General features: G+C 68.2%; 19 protein-coding genes. 8 read left to right on the forward strand and 11 right to left on the reverse strand.

The features are described from left to right. The first annotated feature begins 166 nt into the window (after positions 1-166). The 3 genes from ACWCRB_RS22890 to ACWCRB_RS22900 all read left to right on the forward strand — a co-directional run bounded on the left by ACWCRB_RS22890 (position 167) and on the right by ACWCRB_RS22900 (position 4,116). Positions 167-625, forward strand: a complete 459-nt coding sequence (locus tag ACWCRB_RS22890) for an RrF2 family transcriptional regulator (RefSeq protein WP_235479401.1) — start codon at positions 167-169, stop codon at positions 623-625. A gap of 180 nt (positions 626-805) precedes the next feature. Then, positions 806-3,085 (forward strand): peptidoglycan recognition protein family protein, encoded by a 2,280-nt coding sequence (locus ACWCRB_RS22895; RefSeq protein WP_450997808.1) that lies wholly within the window; start codon positions 806-808, stop codon positions 3,083-3,085. 113 nt (positions 3,086-3,198) lie between these two features. Beyond that, positions 3,199-4,116, forward strand: a complete 918-nt coding sequence (locus ACWCRB_RS22900; protein ID WP_450997809.1) for a sulfite exporter TauE/SafE family protein — start codon at positions 3,199-3,201, stop codon at positions 4,114-4,116. 38 nt (positions 4,117-4,154) lie between these two features. Here the strand turns inward: ACWCRB_RS22900 and ACWCRB_RS22905 are convergent, their stop codons facing one another. Further along, the gene (locus tag ACWCRB_RS22905) at positions 4,155-4,979 is read right to left on the reverse strand and encodes an intradiol ring-cleavage dioxygenase (RefSeq protein ID WP_450997810.1); all 825 of its coding nucleotides are present in this window, start codon (positions 4,977-4,979) and stop codon (positions 4,155-4,157) included. Positions 4,980-5,346: 367 nt separating this feature from the next. Here ACWCRB_RS22905 and ACWCRB_RS22910 point away from each other — a divergent pair, with 367 nt between their 5' ends. Beyond that, complete coding sequence (locus tag ACWCRB_RS22910) at positions 5,347-5,991, forward strand: DUF4360 domain-containing protein (RefSeq protein WP_369035755.1); 645 nt, start codon at positions 5,347-5,349, stop codon at positions 5,989-5,991. 137 nt (positions 5,992-6,128) lie between these two features. Here ACWCRB_RS22910 and ACWCRB_RS22915 read toward each other — a convergent pair whose 3' ends face one another. The 4 genes from ACWCRB_RS22915 to ACWCRB_RS22930 form a co-directional block, all read right to left on the reverse strand. After that, positions 6,129-6,899, reverse strand: coding sequence for an intradiol ring-cleavage dioxygenase (locus tag ACWCRB_RS22915; RefSeq protein WP_450997811.1), 771 nt, complete (start codon positions 6,897-6,899; stop codon positions 6,129-6,131). 108 nt (positions 6,900-7,007) lie between these two features. Further along, positions 7,008-7,928: a hypothetical protein gene (locus ACWCRB_RS22920; protein WP_450997812.1), complete on the reverse strand. Its 921-nt coding sequence runs from the start codon at positions 7,926-7,928 to the stop codon at positions 7,008-7,010. An 84-nt stretch (positions 7,929-8,012) separates the two neighbouring features. Then, a complete protein-coding gene (locus ACWCRB_RS22925; RefSeq protein ID WP_450997813.1) occupies positions 8,013-8,264 on the reverse strand; it encodes a hypothetical protein in 252 nt (83 codons plus the stop codon). Between the two features lie 32 nt (positions 8,265-8,296). Further along, a complete protein-coding gene (locus ACWCRB_RS22930) occupies positions 8,297-8,911 on the reverse strand; it encodes a TetR family transcriptional regulator (RefSeq protein ID WP_450997814.1) in 615 nt (204 codons plus the stop codon). A 124-nt stretch (positions 8,912-9,035) separates the two neighbouring features. Here ACWCRB_RS22930 and ACWCRB_RS22935 point away from each other — a divergent pair, with 124 nt between their 5' ends. Next, positions 9,036-10,100 (forward strand): NAD(P)-dependent alcohol dehydrogenase, encoded by a 1,065-nt coding sequence (locus ACWCRB_RS22935; RefSeq protein ID WP_450997815.1) that lies wholly within the window; start codon positions 9,036-9,038, stop codon positions 10,098-10,100. A gap of 23 nt (positions 10,101-10,123) precedes the next feature. Here the strand turns inward: ACWCRB_RS22935 and ACWCRB_RS22940 are convergent, their stop codons facing one another. The 6 genes from ACWCRB_RS22940 to ACWCRB_RS22965 form a co-directional block, all read right to left on the reverse strand. Then, complete coding sequence (locus tag ACWCRB_RS22940) at positions 10,124-10,480, reverse strand: hypothetical protein (RefSeq protein ID WP_450997816.1); 357 nt, start codon at positions 10,478-10,480, stop codon at positions 10,124-10,126. Between the two features lie 14 nt (positions 10,481-10,494). Then, the gene (locus tag ACWCRB_RS22945) at positions 10,495-10,665 is read right to left on the reverse strand and encodes a hypothetical protein (protein ID WP_450997817.1); all 171 of its coding nucleotides are present in this window, start codon (positions 10,663-10,665) and stop codon (positions 10,495-10,497) included. Between the two features lie 523 nt (positions 10,666-11,188). Continuing rightward, a complete protein-coding gene (gene metK / locus ACWCRB_RS22950) occupies positions 11,189-12,418 on the reverse strand; it encodes a methionine adenosyltransferase (protein ID WP_450997847.1) in 1,230 nt (409 codons plus the stop codon). A 164-nt stretch (positions 12,419-12,582) separates the two neighbouring features. Continuing rightward, complete coding sequence (locus ACWCRB_RS22955) at positions 12,583-13,263, reverse strand: RNA polymerase sigma factor (RefSeq protein WP_450997818.1); 681 nt, start codon at positions 13,261-13,263, stop codon at positions 12,583-12,585. A gap of 592 nt (positions 13,264-13,855) precedes the next feature. After that, positions 13,856-14,104 (reverse strand): DUF397 domain-containing protein, encoded by a 249-nt coding sequence (locus ACWCRB_RS22960; RefSeq protein ID WP_450997819.1) that lies wholly within the window; start codon positions 14,102-14,104, stop codon positions 13,856-13,858. Further along, the gene (locus ACWCRB_RS22965; RefSeq protein ID WP_450997820.1) at positions 14,101-14,949 is read right to left on the reverse strand and encodes a helix-turn-helix domain-containing protein; all 849 of its coding nucleotides are present in this window, start codon (positions 14,947-14,949) and stop codon (positions 14,101-14,103) included. The genes ACWCRB_RS22960 and ACWCRB_RS22965 overlap by 4 nt, the downstream gene beginning before the upstream one ends. Positions 14,950-15,108: 159 nt before the next feature. Here ACWCRB_RS22965 and ACWCRB_RS22970 point away from each other — a divergent pair, with 159 nt between their 5' ends. From ACWCRB_RS22970 to ACWCRB_RS22980, 3 genes are all read left to right on the forward strand, one after another. Further along, entirely contained in the window at positions 15,109-15,597 is a 489-nt protein-coding gene (locus tag ACWCRB_RS22970; protein ID WP_450997821.1) for an ATP-binding protein, read from the forward strand. An 18-nt stretch (positions 15,598-15,615) separates the two neighbouring features. Next, on the forward strand, positions 15,616-15,858 hold the full coding sequence (locus ACWCRB_RS22975; RefSeq protein WP_450997822.1) for a type II toxin-antitoxin system VapB family antitoxin: 243 nt from the start codon (positions 15,616-15,618) through the stop codon (positions 15,856-15,858). 204 nt (positions 15,859-16,062) lie between these two features. After that, complete coding sequence (locus ACWCRB_RS22980) at positions 16,063-17,394, forward strand: DUF3500 domain-containing protein (protein ID WP_450997823.1); 1,332 nt, start codon at positions 16,063-16,065, stop codon at positions 17,392-17,394. Positions 17,395-17,463: the final 69 nt, after the last annotated feature.

A 17,463-nucleotide genomic window follows, 5' to 3' on the forward strand; every position in this document is an offset into this window, starting at 1 on the left:
GGCCGCCCGGGGCGCCGGAGCCCACGCCCGCGCTGGCGTCGAGGCAGAGGCCGAGGGCGGCGGTGCCTGCGGCTGCGGTGAAGGTTCGTCTGCTCAGCACCAACGGGATCTCCTCGTACACGTGTCCGGTCATTGTCCACACCCCGCGACGACCGACAATGACCCCATGAGGATCTCGGCGCGGGCGGACTACGCGGTGCGAGCGGTGCTGGAGCTGGCCGTACGGCAGGACGAGGGTGCGGTGAAGGCGGAGACCGTCGCCGCCGCCCAGGCCATTCCGCACAAGTTCCTGGAGGGCATCCTCGGCGATCTGCGGCGCGGCGGGATCGTCGACTCCCGGCGCGGCGGCAACGGCGGCTACCGGCTCGCGCGGCCCGCCGACGCGATCACCGTCGCGGATGTCGTCCGGGCCGTCGACGGACCCATCGTGTCGGTGCGCGGCGAACGCCCGACCGGCCTCGCCTACACCGGCCCCGCCGAACCCCTGCTGCCGCTGTGGGTCGCGCTGCGCGCCAACGTCCGCAAGGTCCTGGAGGGGGTGACCTTCGCCGATCTCGCGGCGGGGGAGCTGCCCGAGCCGGTGCGGGGGCTCGCGGCGGAACCGGCGGCCTGGGAGAACCCGTAGCGGTATTCGTAAACTTTCAGTCTTTCAGGGCCGTTTATTGTGCTCCATCGGAGCGCTCGTAAACCACCGTGAAGGATTAAGTTCAGGGTTGGTCGTTGACGCGCACCACTCTCCCGATACCTTGACCTCTGCATGTGCATGTAACAGGTGGGGTCTAGGTGAAGGGTTGTGCGTACGGGGATGAGATCGCTGAGATCGCGTCGAGGGTGGGGCATCGGGGCCGTAGTGGCCGCCGGAGTGTCCGGGGTTCTGATCGTGCAGGGTGTGAGCGGCGGCGGTGCGGACAGCGCGGCCGACGACGGCAAGCCGTCGTCCGGGCCGATCGCGAGCGAGGAGTACGCGGCGGCGCTGAAGGTCGCCGCCGACGGTGACTCGGCCACCCTGGCCAAGCGGGACACCAAGCCGTTCAGCATGCTCGGCGTCACCTGGTCCGACCCGTCGGCCACGATCGCCGGCAAGGTCGAGGTCCGTACCCGCGACGCCGGCACCGACACCTGGTCGTCCTGGCGGGAGCTGGACACGGACAGCGGACCCGGCGAGGAGGGCGCGACCCGCGCCGGCACCGAGCCCGCGTGGGTCGGCGCGTCCGACGGCGTCGAGGTCCGCGTCGACGGCAAGGCGTCCGCCGAACTGCCCGCGGGCCTGCGCGTCGACATGATCGACCCCGGCACCGGTTCGGTCTCGGACCTGGAGCCCGCTGCCTACGTGGCGGCGGAGAGCGCGACGCCGGACGCGACGACGACACCGGAGGTGACGGAATCCGCCTCGCCGACGGCGACGGACTCGGCGTCCGCCTCCGCCTCTCCGAGCGACTCGGCCTCCGCCTCCACGTCCGCGTCGCCGAGCACCTCGCCCACGGCGTCCGCGCCGGCGACGACCTCGGCCGCGCCCACCCCGTCCACGTCGGTGAGCACCGCGCCCACGACCACGCCCTCCACCGCCGCCAAGCCGCCGATCACCTCAAGGGCGGGCTGGGGCGCCGACGAGTCGCTGAGCCCCGAGGCGCCGGACTACCTGGCCAACGGGATCAAGGCGGTGGTCGTCCACCACAGCGCCGGCACCAACGACTACACGTGCGCCGAGTCCGCGGCGATCATCCGGGGCATCTACACGTACCACGTGAAGACGAACGGCTGGAAGGACATCGGCTACAACTTCCTGGTCGACAAGTGCGGCACGATCTTCGAGGGCCGTAAGGGCGGCGTCGACAAGGCGGTGCTGGGCGCGCACGCCTATGGCTTCAACACCCAGACCACCGGCGTCTCCGTCCTCGGCAACTACAGCGAGGTCGCCCCGCCGACGGCCGTACTGACCTCCGTCGCCCGTGTCGCCGCCTGGAAGCTCGGCATGTACGGCGTCAGCCCGACCGCCACCACCACGCTCACCGCGGGCGCCGCCGGCAACAGCACGTACAACCCGAGGACGTGGAGCACGGGCGCCCAGCTCAACTTCCCGACCATTTTCGGGCACGGCGACAGCTACGCCACCGAGTGCCCGGGCACCAACCTCTACGCCAAGCTGCCCACCATCCGCACCTACGCGGCGGGCCCGGTCACCGGTCTCGCGCTCAAGTCGGTGACGGGAGCGGGTACTTCGGGTTCGCGGACGTACACCAAGTCGGCCATAACGGTTGGCTGGTCGGCGACCACGCCCGCCGCCCTGATCAGCAAGTACGAGGTGCTGGTCGACGGCAAGGCCGCCGCCACCAAGGCCGGTTCGGTGACCTCGGCGAGCGTGAACCTGGCGCTCGGCACGCACACCGTGTCCGTACGGGTCACCCACATCTCCGGCAAGACGACGACCACCGCGGCCGCGACCGTCGTGGCCGAGACGACCGCGCCGACCTTCACCACCGCGCCGAACCTCGCCCTGCGCACCGGCACGGTGAGCACGACGGCCGTCCCGGTCACCCTGAAGTGGAAGGCCACGGACACCGCCGCCCTGAAGGAGGTGCGTCTGACGGCCCCGGTCGCCAAGACGTACGGCCCGACGGTCACCAGTGCCGCCCTGACCTCCAAGTCCGGCTCGGCCACGACCTGGTCGATGACCGCGTACGACCAGGCGGGCAACACGAAGGCCGCCTCGGTCGCCGGTACGCCGGTGATCCTCCAGGAGACCTCGGCGACCCGCACCGGCACCTGGACGACGAAGTCGTCGACCAGCTACCTGGGCGGCAAGTCGTACTCCAGTTCCGCGAAGAACGCCTCGCTGACCTGGACGTTCACCGGCCGCTCGGCCGCCCTCGCGGTGTCGCGGGCCTCGACGTCCGGTCAGGTCAACGTCTTCGTGGACGGGGTCAAGGTCGCGACGGTCGACCTGAAGTCGTCGACGACGAAGTACCGCGACGCGATCTGGACGAAGAGCTGGAGCGCGAGTGCCAAGCACACCGTCAAGATCGTGGTCGTCGGCACGACCGGCCGCCCGGCGGTCACGACGGACGGTCTCGTCTACCTGAAGTGAACAGCCCGTAGGCGAACAGCCCGTAAGTGAACAGCCCGTAAGTGAACAACCTGAGTGCCGTCCTCATACGGCGCTCAGGTTGTTCCCATTTCTGGGGCCTAGGGTCGCGCCCCATGCGCACGCTGATACTCCTCGCCCTCGCCGGCCTCGGTGCCCAGCTCGTCGACGGCAGCCTCGGGATGGCCTACGGCGTGACGTCGACGACCCTGCTGCTTGCCATGGGCACCAACCCGGCCGCCGCCTCCGCGACCGTCCACCTCGCCGAGATCGGTACGACGCTGATGTCGGGCGCCTCGCACTGGCGCTTCGGGAACGTGGACTGGAAGGTCGTCGTGCGGATCGGGGTGCCGGGGGCGGTCGGCTCGTTCCTCGGGGCGACGGTCCTGTCGAACCTCTCCACGGAACTCGCCGAGCCGCTGATGTCCGTGATCCTGCTGGGCCTCGGCGTGTACGTCCTGTCCCGGTTCACCTTGCGCGGTCTGCCGAAAGGACAACTCGGCAAGCCGCTGCGGAAACGGTTCCTGACTCCGCTCGGGCTGGTCGCCGGGTTCCTGGACGCCACGGGCGGTGGCGGCTGGGGCCCGGTGGGGACACCCGCGCTGCTGGCCGGGGGCCGGATGGAGCCGCGGAAGGTGATCGGCTCCATCGACACCAGCGAGTTCCTGGTCGCGGTCGCCGCCAGCCTGGGCTTTCTGCTCTCGCTCGGCTCGCAGGGCCTGGACTGGCAGTGGGTGGCCGCGTTCCTGCTGGGCGGGTTGGTCGCCGCGCCGATCGCGGCCTGGCTGGTCCGGCTCGTCCCGCCGAGGGTGCTGGGCTCGGCGGTCGGGGGAGTCATCGTGGTCACCAACGTCCGTACGCTGCTGAGGAGCGACTGGGTGGAGGTGTCGGGCCTGGTCAGCACCCTCGTATACGTACTGCTGTACGGGTTGTGGGCCGCCGCCCTGGCGTACTCGATCCGGGCGCACCGCAGGGACGGGAATGCGGGGCGGGGAGAGCACGCCGAGGAGCGGCGGCCGGTCGTGGCCCAGTAGATCCGTTACGGTCTCGGACCTCCTGGCGGCGGGCCGGGTCAGGCGCTGTCGACACCCACGGTGAGGGTGGCCTTGTAGCCGTCGGAGACGCTGGAGCCGAGGGCGGTGAGCGTCAGCAGGCCGGAGGCGGCGCCACCGTCGTCGTAGATGCTGTCGTTGGAGAGGGTGGTCTCCGGGGTGGTGTTCGCCGAGTACGGGGAGGTCGCCTGGATCTCCGTGTTGATGTCCTCGTCGAAGAACAGTTGGCCGGTGTGGATGACCTCGCCGCCGGTGTACGAGGTGTCGGTGAGCGTGACGTCAGTGTGCACCCGCATGTGGACGTGGGTGCAGCGGGAGACGTAGTGGCCGGGCCAGATCGAGATCATGCTGGCCTCGCCGTTGGCGTCGGTGAGCACACCGCCGCGCAGGAACGTGCCGTTGTCCTCCTCCTCGTGGCCGTTGCCGCCGACGAAGCCGGAGTACTCGCCGAGGTGGTCGCAGTGCCAGATCTCGACGAGGGCGCCCTCCAGCGGGGCGCAGTCGTTGGCGACGTCGACGACGGTGAAGGTGTACTGGACCTCGAAGCCTTCCTTGTCCTCGCGGATGTCCTCACGGACGAGGGCGCCGTCGAGGGAGTACGGGCCTTCGGTGACCTCGGCGTTGAGGACGCAGACGCTGCTGGTGCTGGACGAGGAGCTGTCCTCGGCGGTGGTGGTCGCGGAGTCGGACTCCGTGGTCGTGGTGGTCTCGCCGGCGGAGGCGAAGCCGGCCACCGCGAGTCCGCCGACGACCGCCGCGGTGCCGCCGCCGATCAGGACGCGACGCCGCTGGACGGTCTTGTCGATCCGGTGTTTGGCTGGGGAGGTGTTCTTGTTCTCTGTCATGTTCCGGAAACTTAGGGGCGCACCTGAGGTTTTCCTTAAATCGGGGCTATGAATGCCCTGGGGACCTATCTCTCAACTCCGTTGGTTTGGGGCAGAGTTGGGGCACACTCCGCGTGGCGTGACGATGGCTGCGCGTTACATCGACGGACGGAACAGGCCGAGGTGTGAACGGGGATTGGCCGGGGATCGACCTGGCTGGTGTCTGTCGTGACACCTATGCTGCGACCGCCCCGCCTTCACAGACTCTTCACTGTTCAATCACAGGTTGGGTCGGGTGTGTGTCTGTATTTGGCATGCGCATGACTACGTGAAGGCTGTGTGCGTGATTCTCACCCCCCACCGCAACAGCACGACGAAAGGGAGAAACATGGCTGCTGGCCTGCTCGTGGGCGGCGCGATAGCCGCTCTGCTCGCCGCTGCGGTACCCGCGCAGGGTGCCGGGTCGTCCTTCGAGGACCCGCCCCCGGACAAGATCGTCATCAAGGTCGCCACGGTGAACGGCTCCGGCTGTCCCGCGGGTACGGCCGCGGTGGCCGTCTCCGGCGACAACACCGCCTTCACCGTCACCTACAGCGACTACCTCGCCCAGGCCGGCGGCAACTCCGACCCGACGGCGTTCCGCAAGAACTGCCAGCTCAACCTGCTGGTGCATGTCCCGGCGGGCTTCACGTACGCCATCGCGAGCGTCGACTACCGCGGCTTCGCAGCCCTTCAGCGCGGCGCGAGCGGCGTCCAGCGGGCCTCGTACTACTTCCAGGGCTCGCCGAGCACGGCGTTCCGCACCCACACGTACAACGGCCCGCTCAACGACAACTGGCAGGCCACCGACACCACCGACTGGGCCCAACTGGTCTGGGCGCCCTGCGGAGTTCAGCGCAACTTCAACATCAACACGGAGCTTCGGGTGAACGCGGGCACGTCCACGGGCACCAGCTTCATGGCGATGGACTCGACGGACGGCGACATCGACACGATCTATCACCTGGCATGGCAGCAGTGCCCGGCGAAGTGAGGGTCGTGAGGCTCTGAACCCGTGCGGCCGGGCGGGAGTTGCAGGCCCGCTCGGCCTCGGCTGAGCGCCAGGCGGGGTGTGGACATCACGGTCGTGTCCACACCCCGCTGTGGTGAGTTACGTCGGTACTGCCGGCGTCAGCTGCTTTCGACGCCCACGGTCAGCGTCCCCGCGTACCCCGCCGAGGTCGAACTCCCCAGCGCGGTAAGGGTGAGGAGACCGGAGGCGGCGCCTCCTTCGTCGTAGATCGAGTCCTGGGCGAGGGTGGTGCGGGTGACCGTGTTGGCCGCGTAGGTCGCGAGCGCCGCCACCCTTGTGGTGATCGTCTCGTCGAAGAACAGCTGGCCGGTGTGGAGTTCCTGGCCGCCCGTGAACGAGCCGTCGGACGTGAGCGTGACGTTCGTGTGCACCTTGAGGTGGATGTGGACGCAGCGGCCCCGGTACCAACCCGGGTACACGCTGGTGATGTTGGCGACGCCGCTGGAGTTCGTCAGTACCCCGCCGCGCAGGAAGGTGCCGTTGTCCGGTTCGCTGTGGCCGTTGTTGCCGACGAAGCCGGAATACTCGCCGAGGGCGTCGCAGTGCCAGATCTCCACGAGCGCGTTGCTGAGGGGTGCGCAGGTGTCGTCGTCGACGACGGTGAGGGCGAGCTTCAGCGGGATGCCGGTCTTGTCCTCGCTGATGTCGGCGCGGACGTACTGGCCGTCGAGGTAGTAGGGGCCTTCGGTCATCTCCTTCGTGAGGGTGCAGACGGCCGCGGCGGCGACCGGAACGGCGGTGTCCGCGGTGGGGGTGGACGTTTCGGGCACGGCGGAGGCCACGGCCAGGGTGGCGGCGGTGGCACCCGTCGCGATCAGTACGGTGCGGCGCCTGATCGCAGTGGGGGGAGTTTCCGAAATCTCTGTCATGAACACGGCAAGCTAGTGGCGGTTGCTGTCGATGAGCTGTCGAAAGGCTGGGAATTCGGCAAAGTGACGGGACGTCAAGTCACTTGTGAGACAGGGGATTTGTCGCCCCTACCACTGGGTCGGCAGCGGTCGGCCCATGAACGCGTCTAGGAGGACCCGGCCGCCCAACGGCCGGTCCAGCTGCACGGTCATCTCCTCGCCGCGGAGTTCCTGGGTGCAGATCTCGCCCGTCGTGTTGCCCCCGAGGATCGTCGCCGACAGCACCACGCTGCCGTCCGTCTCCAGGACGTCCACGGCGGGGCCGTCGTCGCAGGATCCGTGGTACGCCACGACGGTGACAGAACGGCCGTCCTCGGACACCTCGATCAGCCGCCCCATTTCCTGAAGTCCGTCACTCGTCGACCGGCCGCCCGCGGCCTTCCCGATCGGGGGCTTCGGCAGCTTCGACGGTTTGAAGGCGACCCGCTTGAGCGGCTCGTCGTACCCCTTCAGCGTGAAGAACCAGGCCGGCACGCTCGCCGGGCCACGGCTCGTCACCATCGTCATCTCGCTCAACTTCGCGCCGGTGACAGTGAGTTGAGGGTCTGTGGGGCTGTCGACGCGGTCCAGGGCGGTGTACGCCTCCCGCGCGTCCAGCAGGGGCAGGGTGAGCGATTCTCCGTCCGCCCACTTCACCTGCCCCTTCTCGGGCGCGGTGGTGGGGAGTTCGCCGCGCAGCAGGTAGTTCTCCAGCATGTGGGCGATCTTGTCGTCGTCGCTGTGGAAGCCGTCGCCGGGCGGCTGCGGGGCCGTGTCGCCCATGGGGTAGAAGCCCTCGCGCCACGCCTTGGCGGCCGCGGAACCGTCCCAGGCGTCGGCGACCTGCTGGGCGCGGCTTGGCGAGGGCGCCGGGCTGCTCTTGGGGGCGGAGGGCTTCGAGGCGTCGCTGTTCTCCGCCTTGTCGCTGCCGCAGGCGGTCAAGGCCAGGGACAGGGAAAGGCTGAGGGCGAGCAGGAGTTGGGCGCTGGTGCGGGTGGTGTGCGTACGCATGGGTCCCCCCGGGGCTGATGCTGTCGTGACTGTGACGCATTGGACCCGGTTTGCGTTCGCTGCTGCGGTCTCTGGTTCGCTTCTCTACGGTCTCGGGAGGGTCACCTGGGCGGAGTGCACAGGCTCGGTGTCCGCGCCCGGGGCCGGCTCGTCGAAGCATTCGAGCAGCAAGTCGCCGCGCAGGTCGTCGAGTTCGCTGCGGGCCTCTTCCAGGAAGGCGGCGGCCCATGCTTCCAGGGACGAGTCCCGCAACGCCATGTTCGGGACCGGGGCGAACTCCGGTCCGCCCAGTCCGTGCCAGCCGGCCCACGGCTCGTCGTCGGTACGAATGCGCACGCGGTACCAGTAAGGCTGCCAATAGGGCTTCTTCATCGGGGGCGTTGGCCGGAGACGTCCGGCCCCGCCGCCATCGCGCGGCGCACGCTCTCGTGGAGCAGGGCGCGGCGCTGCTCGTGCAGCTCGGGCGGCTCCTCGGCGGTCGCCGCGTAGACGTTGCTGACCGGGGACCACGCCATCGACATGGCGATCACCATGGCCATCACGTCGAACGGATCCCCCGCACGCACCAGACCGGCGGCCTGCGCCTCCGCGATGGCGCCGAGTTTACGGTCGTCGAGACGGTCGGGATCGTCGACCAGATGACCGGCCGGACGCCGCTCCAGACGGGCCCAGGTGGCCAGCCGGATGAGGTCGGGGCGGCGCAGATACTCGTCGTAGAGGCGTACGGCCCAGTCCGCGAGGTCGGTGGCGTCGATCGGGACGACGTTGACGATCCGCTCCAGCGAGCCGAAGAAGATGGCGTCGAAGAGCCCCTCCTTGTTGCCGAAGTAGGCATAGAGCTGCGCCTTGTTGGTGCGGGCGGCGGCCACGATCCGCTCGACGCGCGCTCCGGCGATCCCGTGCTCGGCGAACTCCTGGGTCGCCACGTCGAGGATGCGCTGGTACGTCGCCGCTCCACGCGGGCTCAGGGGCTGATCGGGCATGCGCCCCACGCTACCAAACAGAACGGTTGGTTTGCCTGAGGGGTGGGTCTGCGCTTACGGTGGAGACGGATAGACCGAACAGTCTGTTTGCGTGGAAGAAGTGGAAGAAGGAGACGTGGGCGCTATGAGGACCACCGTTGGTTGGCAGCTGGAAGCCCCGTCGACGAGGCTGACGCGGACGTCACTGCGACGGCGTGAGCTGCGCCCCGACGACCTCGCGGTCCGGGTGGACTACTGCGGTGTCTGCCACACCGACCTGCACGCCGTCGACGCCGCCAGGCACGGGGAGACCGGCCGGGGGCCCTTGGTGCCGGGGCACGAGTTCACGGGCGTGGTGACCGGGACCGGCCCCGAGGTGACCCGCTTCGCGATCGGCGACCCGGTCGCGGTGGGCAACATCGTCGACTCGTGCGGCGAGTGCGCCATGTGCCGGGCCGACCAGGAGAACTTCTGCCACACCTTCCCGACCCTGACGTACGACGGCGTCGACCGGCACGACGGTTCGCCGACGCTGGGCGGCTGGTCGCGCGAGTACGTGGTCCGCGAGAGCTTCGCCTACTCCCTCCCACCGGGCCTGGACCCGGCCGCCGCCGCTCCGCTGCTCTGCGCCGGGATCACGGTCTGGGAGCCGCTGTACGCCCTGGGGGTGGGGCCGGGGACCCGGCTCGCGGTGGCGGGCCTGGGCGGTCTCGGCCACCTCGCGGTCAAGCTCGCGGTGGCGCTGGGCGCCGAGACCTGGGTCATCAGCCGCTCACCCGACAAGGCCGACGACGCCCGTCGTCTCGGCGCGCACGGTCTCCTCGTATCGACGGACCCGGAGCAAATGGCCGCCGCCCGCGACCGGTTCGACGTCGTCATCGACACGATCTCCGCGCCGCACGACCTCGGCCCGTACCTCCGCCTGGTCGCCATGGACGGGACGCTCAGCCATCTCGGCCACCTCGGCGCCCTCACCGTGGAGGCCATGGACCTCCTCGTGGGCCGCAAGAAGCTCAGCTCGGCGGGCAGCGGAGGCAGGCGCGCGACGTCGGCGATGCTGGAGTTCTGCGCGGAGCGCGGCATCGCCGCGGACGTCGAACTGCTCCCGTCGGCGCGTGTCGAGGAGGCGCTGGACCGCCTGCGGCGCAACGACGTCCGCTATCGGTTCGTCCTGGATATGTCGGACCTGGGGGAGGGGTCAGTGGTCTGAGAGGTCGTTAAGTCCGTTTTCTATTAGTGACCTCGTCCGGGGTGGGTGGGGAAGCCCTGGCGGGCGAGGCGGCTGCGGGTGACGTTCATGGCCGGGTCGTCGGTGGGCATGCCGAGGAGTTCGTGCAGATCACGGACCCAGAACGCCTGATCGGGGTAGGTGTTGAAGGCGTTCAGGATGACCTGGTAGGCGGTGGTCAACTCAGGCGGTTCGGATTCGGGCCCGGTCGGGCCGGGTTCCGCAAGGACCTTCCGGGTCGTGACGAGTTCCGCCGAACGCGCCTCGGCCTCGGCCGGAGCAGCGTTCAAGTGCTCGATCTGCTCGCGCAGTTCGCCGGCCCGGGTGGCGGCCGCGTCGTGCCGGATCTGGAGATCTGTCATGAGTTCGGTGACGTTCACGCGGCCGCCACGAAGTCATCGTGCCAGGCTGGTGCAGGCGTGGTGAGGCGGCGGCTCATGTTCGCGGTGGATGCCCAGTAGATGCGCGAGGCGGCATTGTCGGGCCGGTGGTCGTACCCGCGGACCAGACGCCGGTGCAACATCGACGTGCCGTTGACCTGCTCCACCACTCATCTCTTCGGTTGCGGAACGAAGCCCTTGCCCTGGTCGGTGGGGTTGCGGCGGACGACGTCGACGGTGATGTCGAGCATCGCGCCGTGGATGACGGCCTTGTCCTTGAGTGATACTGCGCCGGCTGAACGGGGTGACCGCGCCAGCGTGGCGCACCGCATGACCGGCGGGGAGTTGACGCTCGGGGCGGTGCTGGCGCAGTTGGAACTGCCTGATCCGCAACCGCCCGCACCCCCGGCACCGAAACTTCCGGCCTACTAGCAGATCATGGCGGTGTTCACGGCGGCCGACCATCCGCTGAGGGCGCGGCAGACTGCGAGGCGATGGACCTGACGGTCGCGCCCAACAACATCAACAACATCCGCCTGAAGCTCAAACGGCTGGACGACCGCGGGATCCTGGCCGAGACCGAGCAGGGATTGTTCACTCAGCCCCGGCCGTAGCGGCCCGGCGCCTCTGCGGCCTGCCGCCCACCCCGAACGAAACCAAGAATCGGACATGAGGTTTCATGCAGCCCCCTTACAACCCCACCGCCGCCCGCAGCGCCTCTACACGGTCCGTCTTCTCCCAAGTGAACTCCGGCAGCTCACGGCCGAAGTGGCCGTAGGCGGCGGTCTGGGCGTAGATCGGGCGGAGCAGGTCGAGGTCGCGGATGATGGCGGCTGGACGGAGGTCGAAGACCTCGTCGATCGCCTTCTCGATCTTGTCCGTGTCGACTTTGGCGGTACCGAAGGTCTCGACGAACAGGCCCACCGGCTCGGCCTTGCCGATCGCGTACGCGACCTGCACCTCGCAGCGCGAGGCCAGACCGGCGGCGACCACGTTCTTTGCCACCCAGCGCATCGCGTAGGCCGCTGAGCGGTCCACCTTGGACGGGTCCTTGCCGGAGAAGGCGCCGCCGCCGTGCCTGGCCGCCCCGCCATACGTGTCGAGGATGATCTTGCGGCCGGTGAGGCCGGCGTCGCCCATCGGGCCGCCGATCTCGAAGCGGCCGGTCGGGTTGACCAGGAGGCGGTAGTTCTGAACGTCCAGCTTGATGCCGTCGTCGAGGAGAGCCTTCAGTTCCGTCTCCACGACGAACTCGCGGATGTCGGGGGCCAGCAGGGACTCCAGGTCGATGTCCCGGGCGTGCTGGGAGGAGACGACGACCGTGTCGAGGCGGACGGCCTTGTCGCCGTCGTACTCAATGGTGACCTGCGTTTTGCCGTCTGGGCGCAGATAGGGGATGGTGCCGTTCTTGCGGACCTCGGAGAGCCGCTTCGAGAGGCGGTGCGCCAGGAAGATCGGCAGCGGCATCAGGGTCGGCGTCTCGTCCGTCGCGTAGCCGAACATCAGACCTTGGTCACCGGCGCCCTGGCGGCCCAGTTCGTCCTCGTCGTCCTCGACCCGAGACTCGTACGCAGTATCGACACCCTGCGCGATGTCCGGGGACTGCTTGGAGATGGACACCGAGACGCCGCAGGAGGCGCCATCGAAGCCCTTTTTGGAGGAGTCGTAGCCGATCTCAAGAAGCTTGCTGCGGACGAGCGTCGCGATGTCCACGTAGGCCTTGGTGGTTACCTGGCCAGCCACGTGCACCAGGCCGGTGGTTATGAGCGTCTCGATGGCAACCCGGGAGGTCGGGTCCTTGCGCAGAAGCGCGTCGAGAATAGCGTCGCTGATCTGGTCAGCGATCTTGTCGGGGTGTCCCTCGGTGACGGACTCCGAGGTGAACAAGCGACGGGAGACAAAGTTGGCACGGCTGCCCACAGTTGAAGGGGCGGCTGAGTGCCGGTTCAACCATTCGGAAAACCGTGCCAGGCTGGCCTGTTCGTCAAACGTCTCTTCTGCCTGTCGGCCTGCGTCCTGGGACAGTTCACTGTAGATGCCGCGGAGCAGTGACTCCGTCGTCTCGTCCGTACGATCCTCGTCGGTCATGACCGTGAGCCCCCCTCCTGCGGCTTGTCAAGGCTGAACGGCAAGTATGGTCCTACCTTGTCGATCAGAGTCTTGCGCGCGGTAGATATGTGTGCACTGACGGTCCCTTCCGCCATACCCAGGATGCCCGAGATTTCACGATAGCTGTACCCGCATCGCCACCGGAGGAGCGCCGCTGCATGCTGGCGGGGAGGCATCTGCTCGATTGCGTCCCAGCAGTGCTTCAACGCCGCCTCGGTAAGCGCTGAGTGGCATGTGTCTTGCGGAGGTGCCTGATAGAGCCGAGACCACACATCGGCCTGGTGTCGCCGGGCCCGCTCATTACTGCGGAAGTGATCGATCGCGATATTCGACGCCGTGCCAAACAGCCACCCGGCAAGGGATCCGGGTTCGAGTTGGCGTATCCGGCCCCAGTTCACAGCAGCGGCCTGAAAGGTCTCCTGTACGACGTCTTCGGTGGTCTGTTTGTCCCGCTGGGTGAACAGGAGGACGTGACCGAATAGCCTTCGGGCATGATCGCGGTGGCAGCGTTCGAGTTCCGCACGCCACTCGCGGGGAATCGGCTGCGGAGGCGGTTCCGTCACCCCACGCCCCCAGGGTGCTCGTCCCTGCGGCAGTCCTCGCGGCGGCCGACGGGGGACTCGCCGGAGCCTGAGTCGGTTCCGACCCTCACCCATAGTTCCGGACAGCCGGGCCCTCGCCCCTGCATGACGATGCTGTCGACGGGGGCCGTATGGAACACAGCTACCAACGTCTTGCGTCGGGACCGTTCCGCAAGCAAGTGATAGACCATCACGGCGACCCCTATCACCCCAAGTGTGACCAGAACTGACCAACTGCCATGGCTTGACGCCACCGTCACCACGGCCGCGGGCACAACACCTTTGCACAGTCTCATGCCACGAGGTCGTACCTCGAAGGAAAAACCCTTAGTTCGCTCCTGAAATCCTCAAGCACACCACACATCGCATCCGCCGGGCGGAACTCGTCCGTGCACCGTCGCCCACCGTCAACGGCCGTAGGTGACGTGGTTCTTGCCGGTAGTCGGGTCCCGGTCGGGAACATCATCGGCTGTAGTCTGACCAGCCAGCGCGTAGACAACAGTCGGCCCGACTTCAAGCAGTTCCCCTGCCCGGAGGCAACCCGGGCCCGGATGGCCGCGACCGAGATGGCTCCGCACGTCCTACACCGGCTGCCGACCGGCCGAGATGCCGCACCGCCACGCGTTCAGGTGGCGGCGAAACACCTACGCACTCTCGTGCCACCCTCTCAGACCTTGACGGCGTACGCGACGAAGCCGGCCCAAGTGGTGGGGGAGAGGGCGAGTTGGGGGCCGGCCTTGTCCTTGGAGTCGCGGATGTGGACGGTGCCGGGGCAGGTGGCGACCTCGACGCAGTCGCCCTCGCTGCCGCTGCTGTAGCTGGACTTGTGCCAGGAGAGGGCGACTTCGACGCAGTCATCGCCTTCGGAGCCGCTGTAACTGCTCTTGAACCAGGACAGGTTGGCCGTCGTCCTCATAGTGCCCCTCGCATCCGCTTCAACAGGCTCCGGGAGTCTTCCGGTGTCAGAGCCTGCGAGCGCAGTTTCGCATACCGCTGCTGGAGGACGCTGATCTCTTTCGGGTCAGAGATGAGGCGGCCGTTCTTCTGCCCCTCGGAGTAGCCGAACCACTTGTTCTGCGGTGTCTCCAGCAGTCGCAACGGCCCGTCCAGCCCCGCGTGTACGGGTTGCCGCAGCGACATGACCTGGATCTCCACGTTCCAGTGCCGGTCGATCACGTCCAGCAGGTGGTCGAGCAGTTCCCGCGTGACCTCCTCGCCGCCCGTGTGCCGCTCCAGCACCGCCTGTTCGACGATGAAGCTGAACGAGCACGGCGGATTCCGCTCCAGGGAGAGCAGCTTCTGCCGTTCCTGGCGGGCTTCGATCCGCCTGTTCAACTCCTCCTCGGCGGGTCGCGGCGGCACACTCGTCGTCACGGCCCGCGCGTACGCCTCCGTCTGCAACAGGCCCGGGACCAGACGGCATTCGTACGTACACAGACTGATCGCAGTCCCCTCCATCTGCGCCCACCGCCGGAACCACGCCGCCAGCCCCGGCTGACGGTTCAGAAACTCCGCCGCCTTCTTCAGTGCGCCCGTGTTGCCGAGGGCAACATCCGCCCGCTCCACGAACACCGGATCCGGCATCCTCCTCCCCAACTCCACGGAGGCCACCGTGTGTTCGGAGAACTGCACGGCCTGTGCCAGTTCCTTCCTGCTCATCCCCATGTGTTCGCGCAGGGCCTGGACCACGGCCCCGAACGTCCGCAGACTGTCCGAGGACTCCGGCTCGCCGCCCGTCATCCCCTGCGTGCCCTCAGCCATCGTCGGCCACCTCTCGCGCACTCGCCCCGCTGCACACACCCGATCCGTCCATGGTCACGCCCGGTGATGAGTACTGTCCAGTCCGTAACCGCGTACGCTGCCCCGGCGTACACGGCTACGGCCTGGTGAAGTGCTGCTCCCGCCCGGCACATTGGGCTCATGAGCGCACCTTCAGCCCCTCAACACCCGGTTACCGTACGTATGTTCAGGCAGCGGCTAAGTGCCACTCCGCGCGGTGCCCGCCTCGCCCGGCGCCTCGCTGTGGGCCAGCTGAACGCCTGGCGCATCCCGTACGGCTCGGAGGTCTCCGAGGCCGTCGCGCTGATCGTCGCCGAGCTGGCCGCGAACGCGGTGACCCACGGACGTGTCCCCGGCCGGGACTTCGAGCTACGGCTCGGGCTCATGACGGGCAGCGTGCGCGTAGAGGTCACCGACAGCCGCAGCGGACCGCGTCCGCCGGGCCCGATGGACGTACGGCCCCCTGCGCGGCTGGCGGAGTGCGGGCGCGGACTGCTCGTCGTGGACGCGGTGGCGGACCGGTGGGAGATCCTGGACCGGGAGCCGCCGGGGAAGACGGTACGGGCCGAGGTGGACGTACCGGGGTGGCGGCAGGGGCTGGAGCAGATCCCGACAGGCATCAAGGCGTAAAACGCTATCGTCAGCATCATGGCCCGAACAGTCATCGACCTCGACGAAGAGATGGTCGCCGAGGCCATGCGTATCTTCGGCACCAAGACCAAGGCGAAGGCGGTGCGCCTGGCCATGGAGGATGCCGTCAAGCGCCACCTGCGCCAGGAGTTCTTCGACGCCATGGACTCCGGTGAACTCGACTTCAGCGAAATCATCAAGAACACCGGCCCTCGCAATGCCGACGGCTCCCTCAAGCGCACCGGCGGCCAGGGCGCCTGATGCCGGCGACCCGCTGCACGAGCGCTACCTGCTCGCCGTGTGCCATCCCACCGAGTACGACGGCGACTTCGACATGATCGGCAGCCTCACCGGACAGCCGACCCGATGGGTAGTTCCCCCGGGCGCCGCCGACAACTGACTTGGGGCTGAACCGTCCCCCCCCGCCTTCAGTTTTCCCTCAGCTTCGCCCCCCACCGTGTCCCCATGTCAGAACACCGCCCCCGTACCCCCGAAACCGAGCGCAGCCGCCGCTGGTTCATGAACAAGGCGCTGCTCACCGGTGGAGTCGCCGCCCTGGCGACCATGACCGGCTGCTCCTCCGGCTCCTCCGACTCCGCCAGTACGAGTGCCTCCTCCTCGTACGGCGGCCCCCCGAACGGCATGCCCTCGGGCGGCCCCGGCGGTGGCGGCGGGGGAGGGATGGGACCCGGGGCCAGTGAGGTCAAGTACGCCGACTTCACCGGTGTCACCACCGACGGGAAGATCGTCGACGACCTCTACTCCATCCACTCCACCGACGTCTCGACCGACTCCGTCGTCAAGGCCGCGCAGGCCTTCCTCGACGGGCTCTCCAGCGCCGAGCGGAAGTCCTGCGTCTTCGACGTGGACGACGACGAATGGCTGAAGTGGAGCAACGTCGACGGGTACGAGCGCCAGGGCGTCCGGATGGGCGACATCACCGAGAAGCAGCGCAACCTCGGGTACGCGCTCCTCGGCGTCGCCCTGTCCGCCGACGGGCTCACCCAGACCCGCAACATCATGAAGCTCAACGCGTTCCTCGGCGACTACAGCGGCGGCGGCAGGGACACCCTCACCGAAGGCGCCTACTTCTTCACCTTCATGGGGAACCCCTCCACCACCAAGCCCTGGGGTTTCCAGTACGAGGGCCATCATGTTGCCATCAACTACTTCGTCCTCGGTGACCAGGTCGTCATGACCCCGACCTTCATGGGCTCGGAGCCGACCTCGGCCACCTACAAGGGCGAGAAGATCACCACGTTCAAGAAGGAGACCACCGCCGGTCTGGCGGCGCTGCGCGCGCTCACCGACGCCCAGCGCAAGAAGGTCATCTCCTCCGAGACCAAGGCCGGCGACAACCTGAAGGCCGGTGCGGGCCAGGACAACCTCAAGCTCGCCTACCAGGGCCTGGCCGCCGCCGAGTTCAGCGACACCGCGCGGACCAAGCTGCTCGACCTGGTGCGCGTCTACGTCGGCAACATGGCCGACGCGCACGCGGAGGTACGGATGTCCGAGGTGGAGGAGCACCTGGACGACACGTACTTCTACTGGATCGGCGAGACCAAGGACTCCTCCGCCTTCTACTACCGCGTGCACAGCCCCGTCGTGCTGATTGAGTACGACGCCCAGTCGCCCCTCGCCTACGGCAACAAGTCCTCAACCGGAGGCACGGGCGGCGGCATGGGCGGCCCCGGCGGGACGCCCACCCAGCAGCACATCCACACCATCATCCGCACCCCCAACGGCGGCGACTACGGCGTCGATCTGCTCAAGCTCCATCTGGAGAACGACCACTGACGGACCGTCGGTACGGAAGCCAAAGTGCCGCCACCCGGGCATGGATGACGGCACGTCAGCTGTACACGT

This window comes from Streptomyces sp. NPDC002156 (assembly GCF_053593675.1).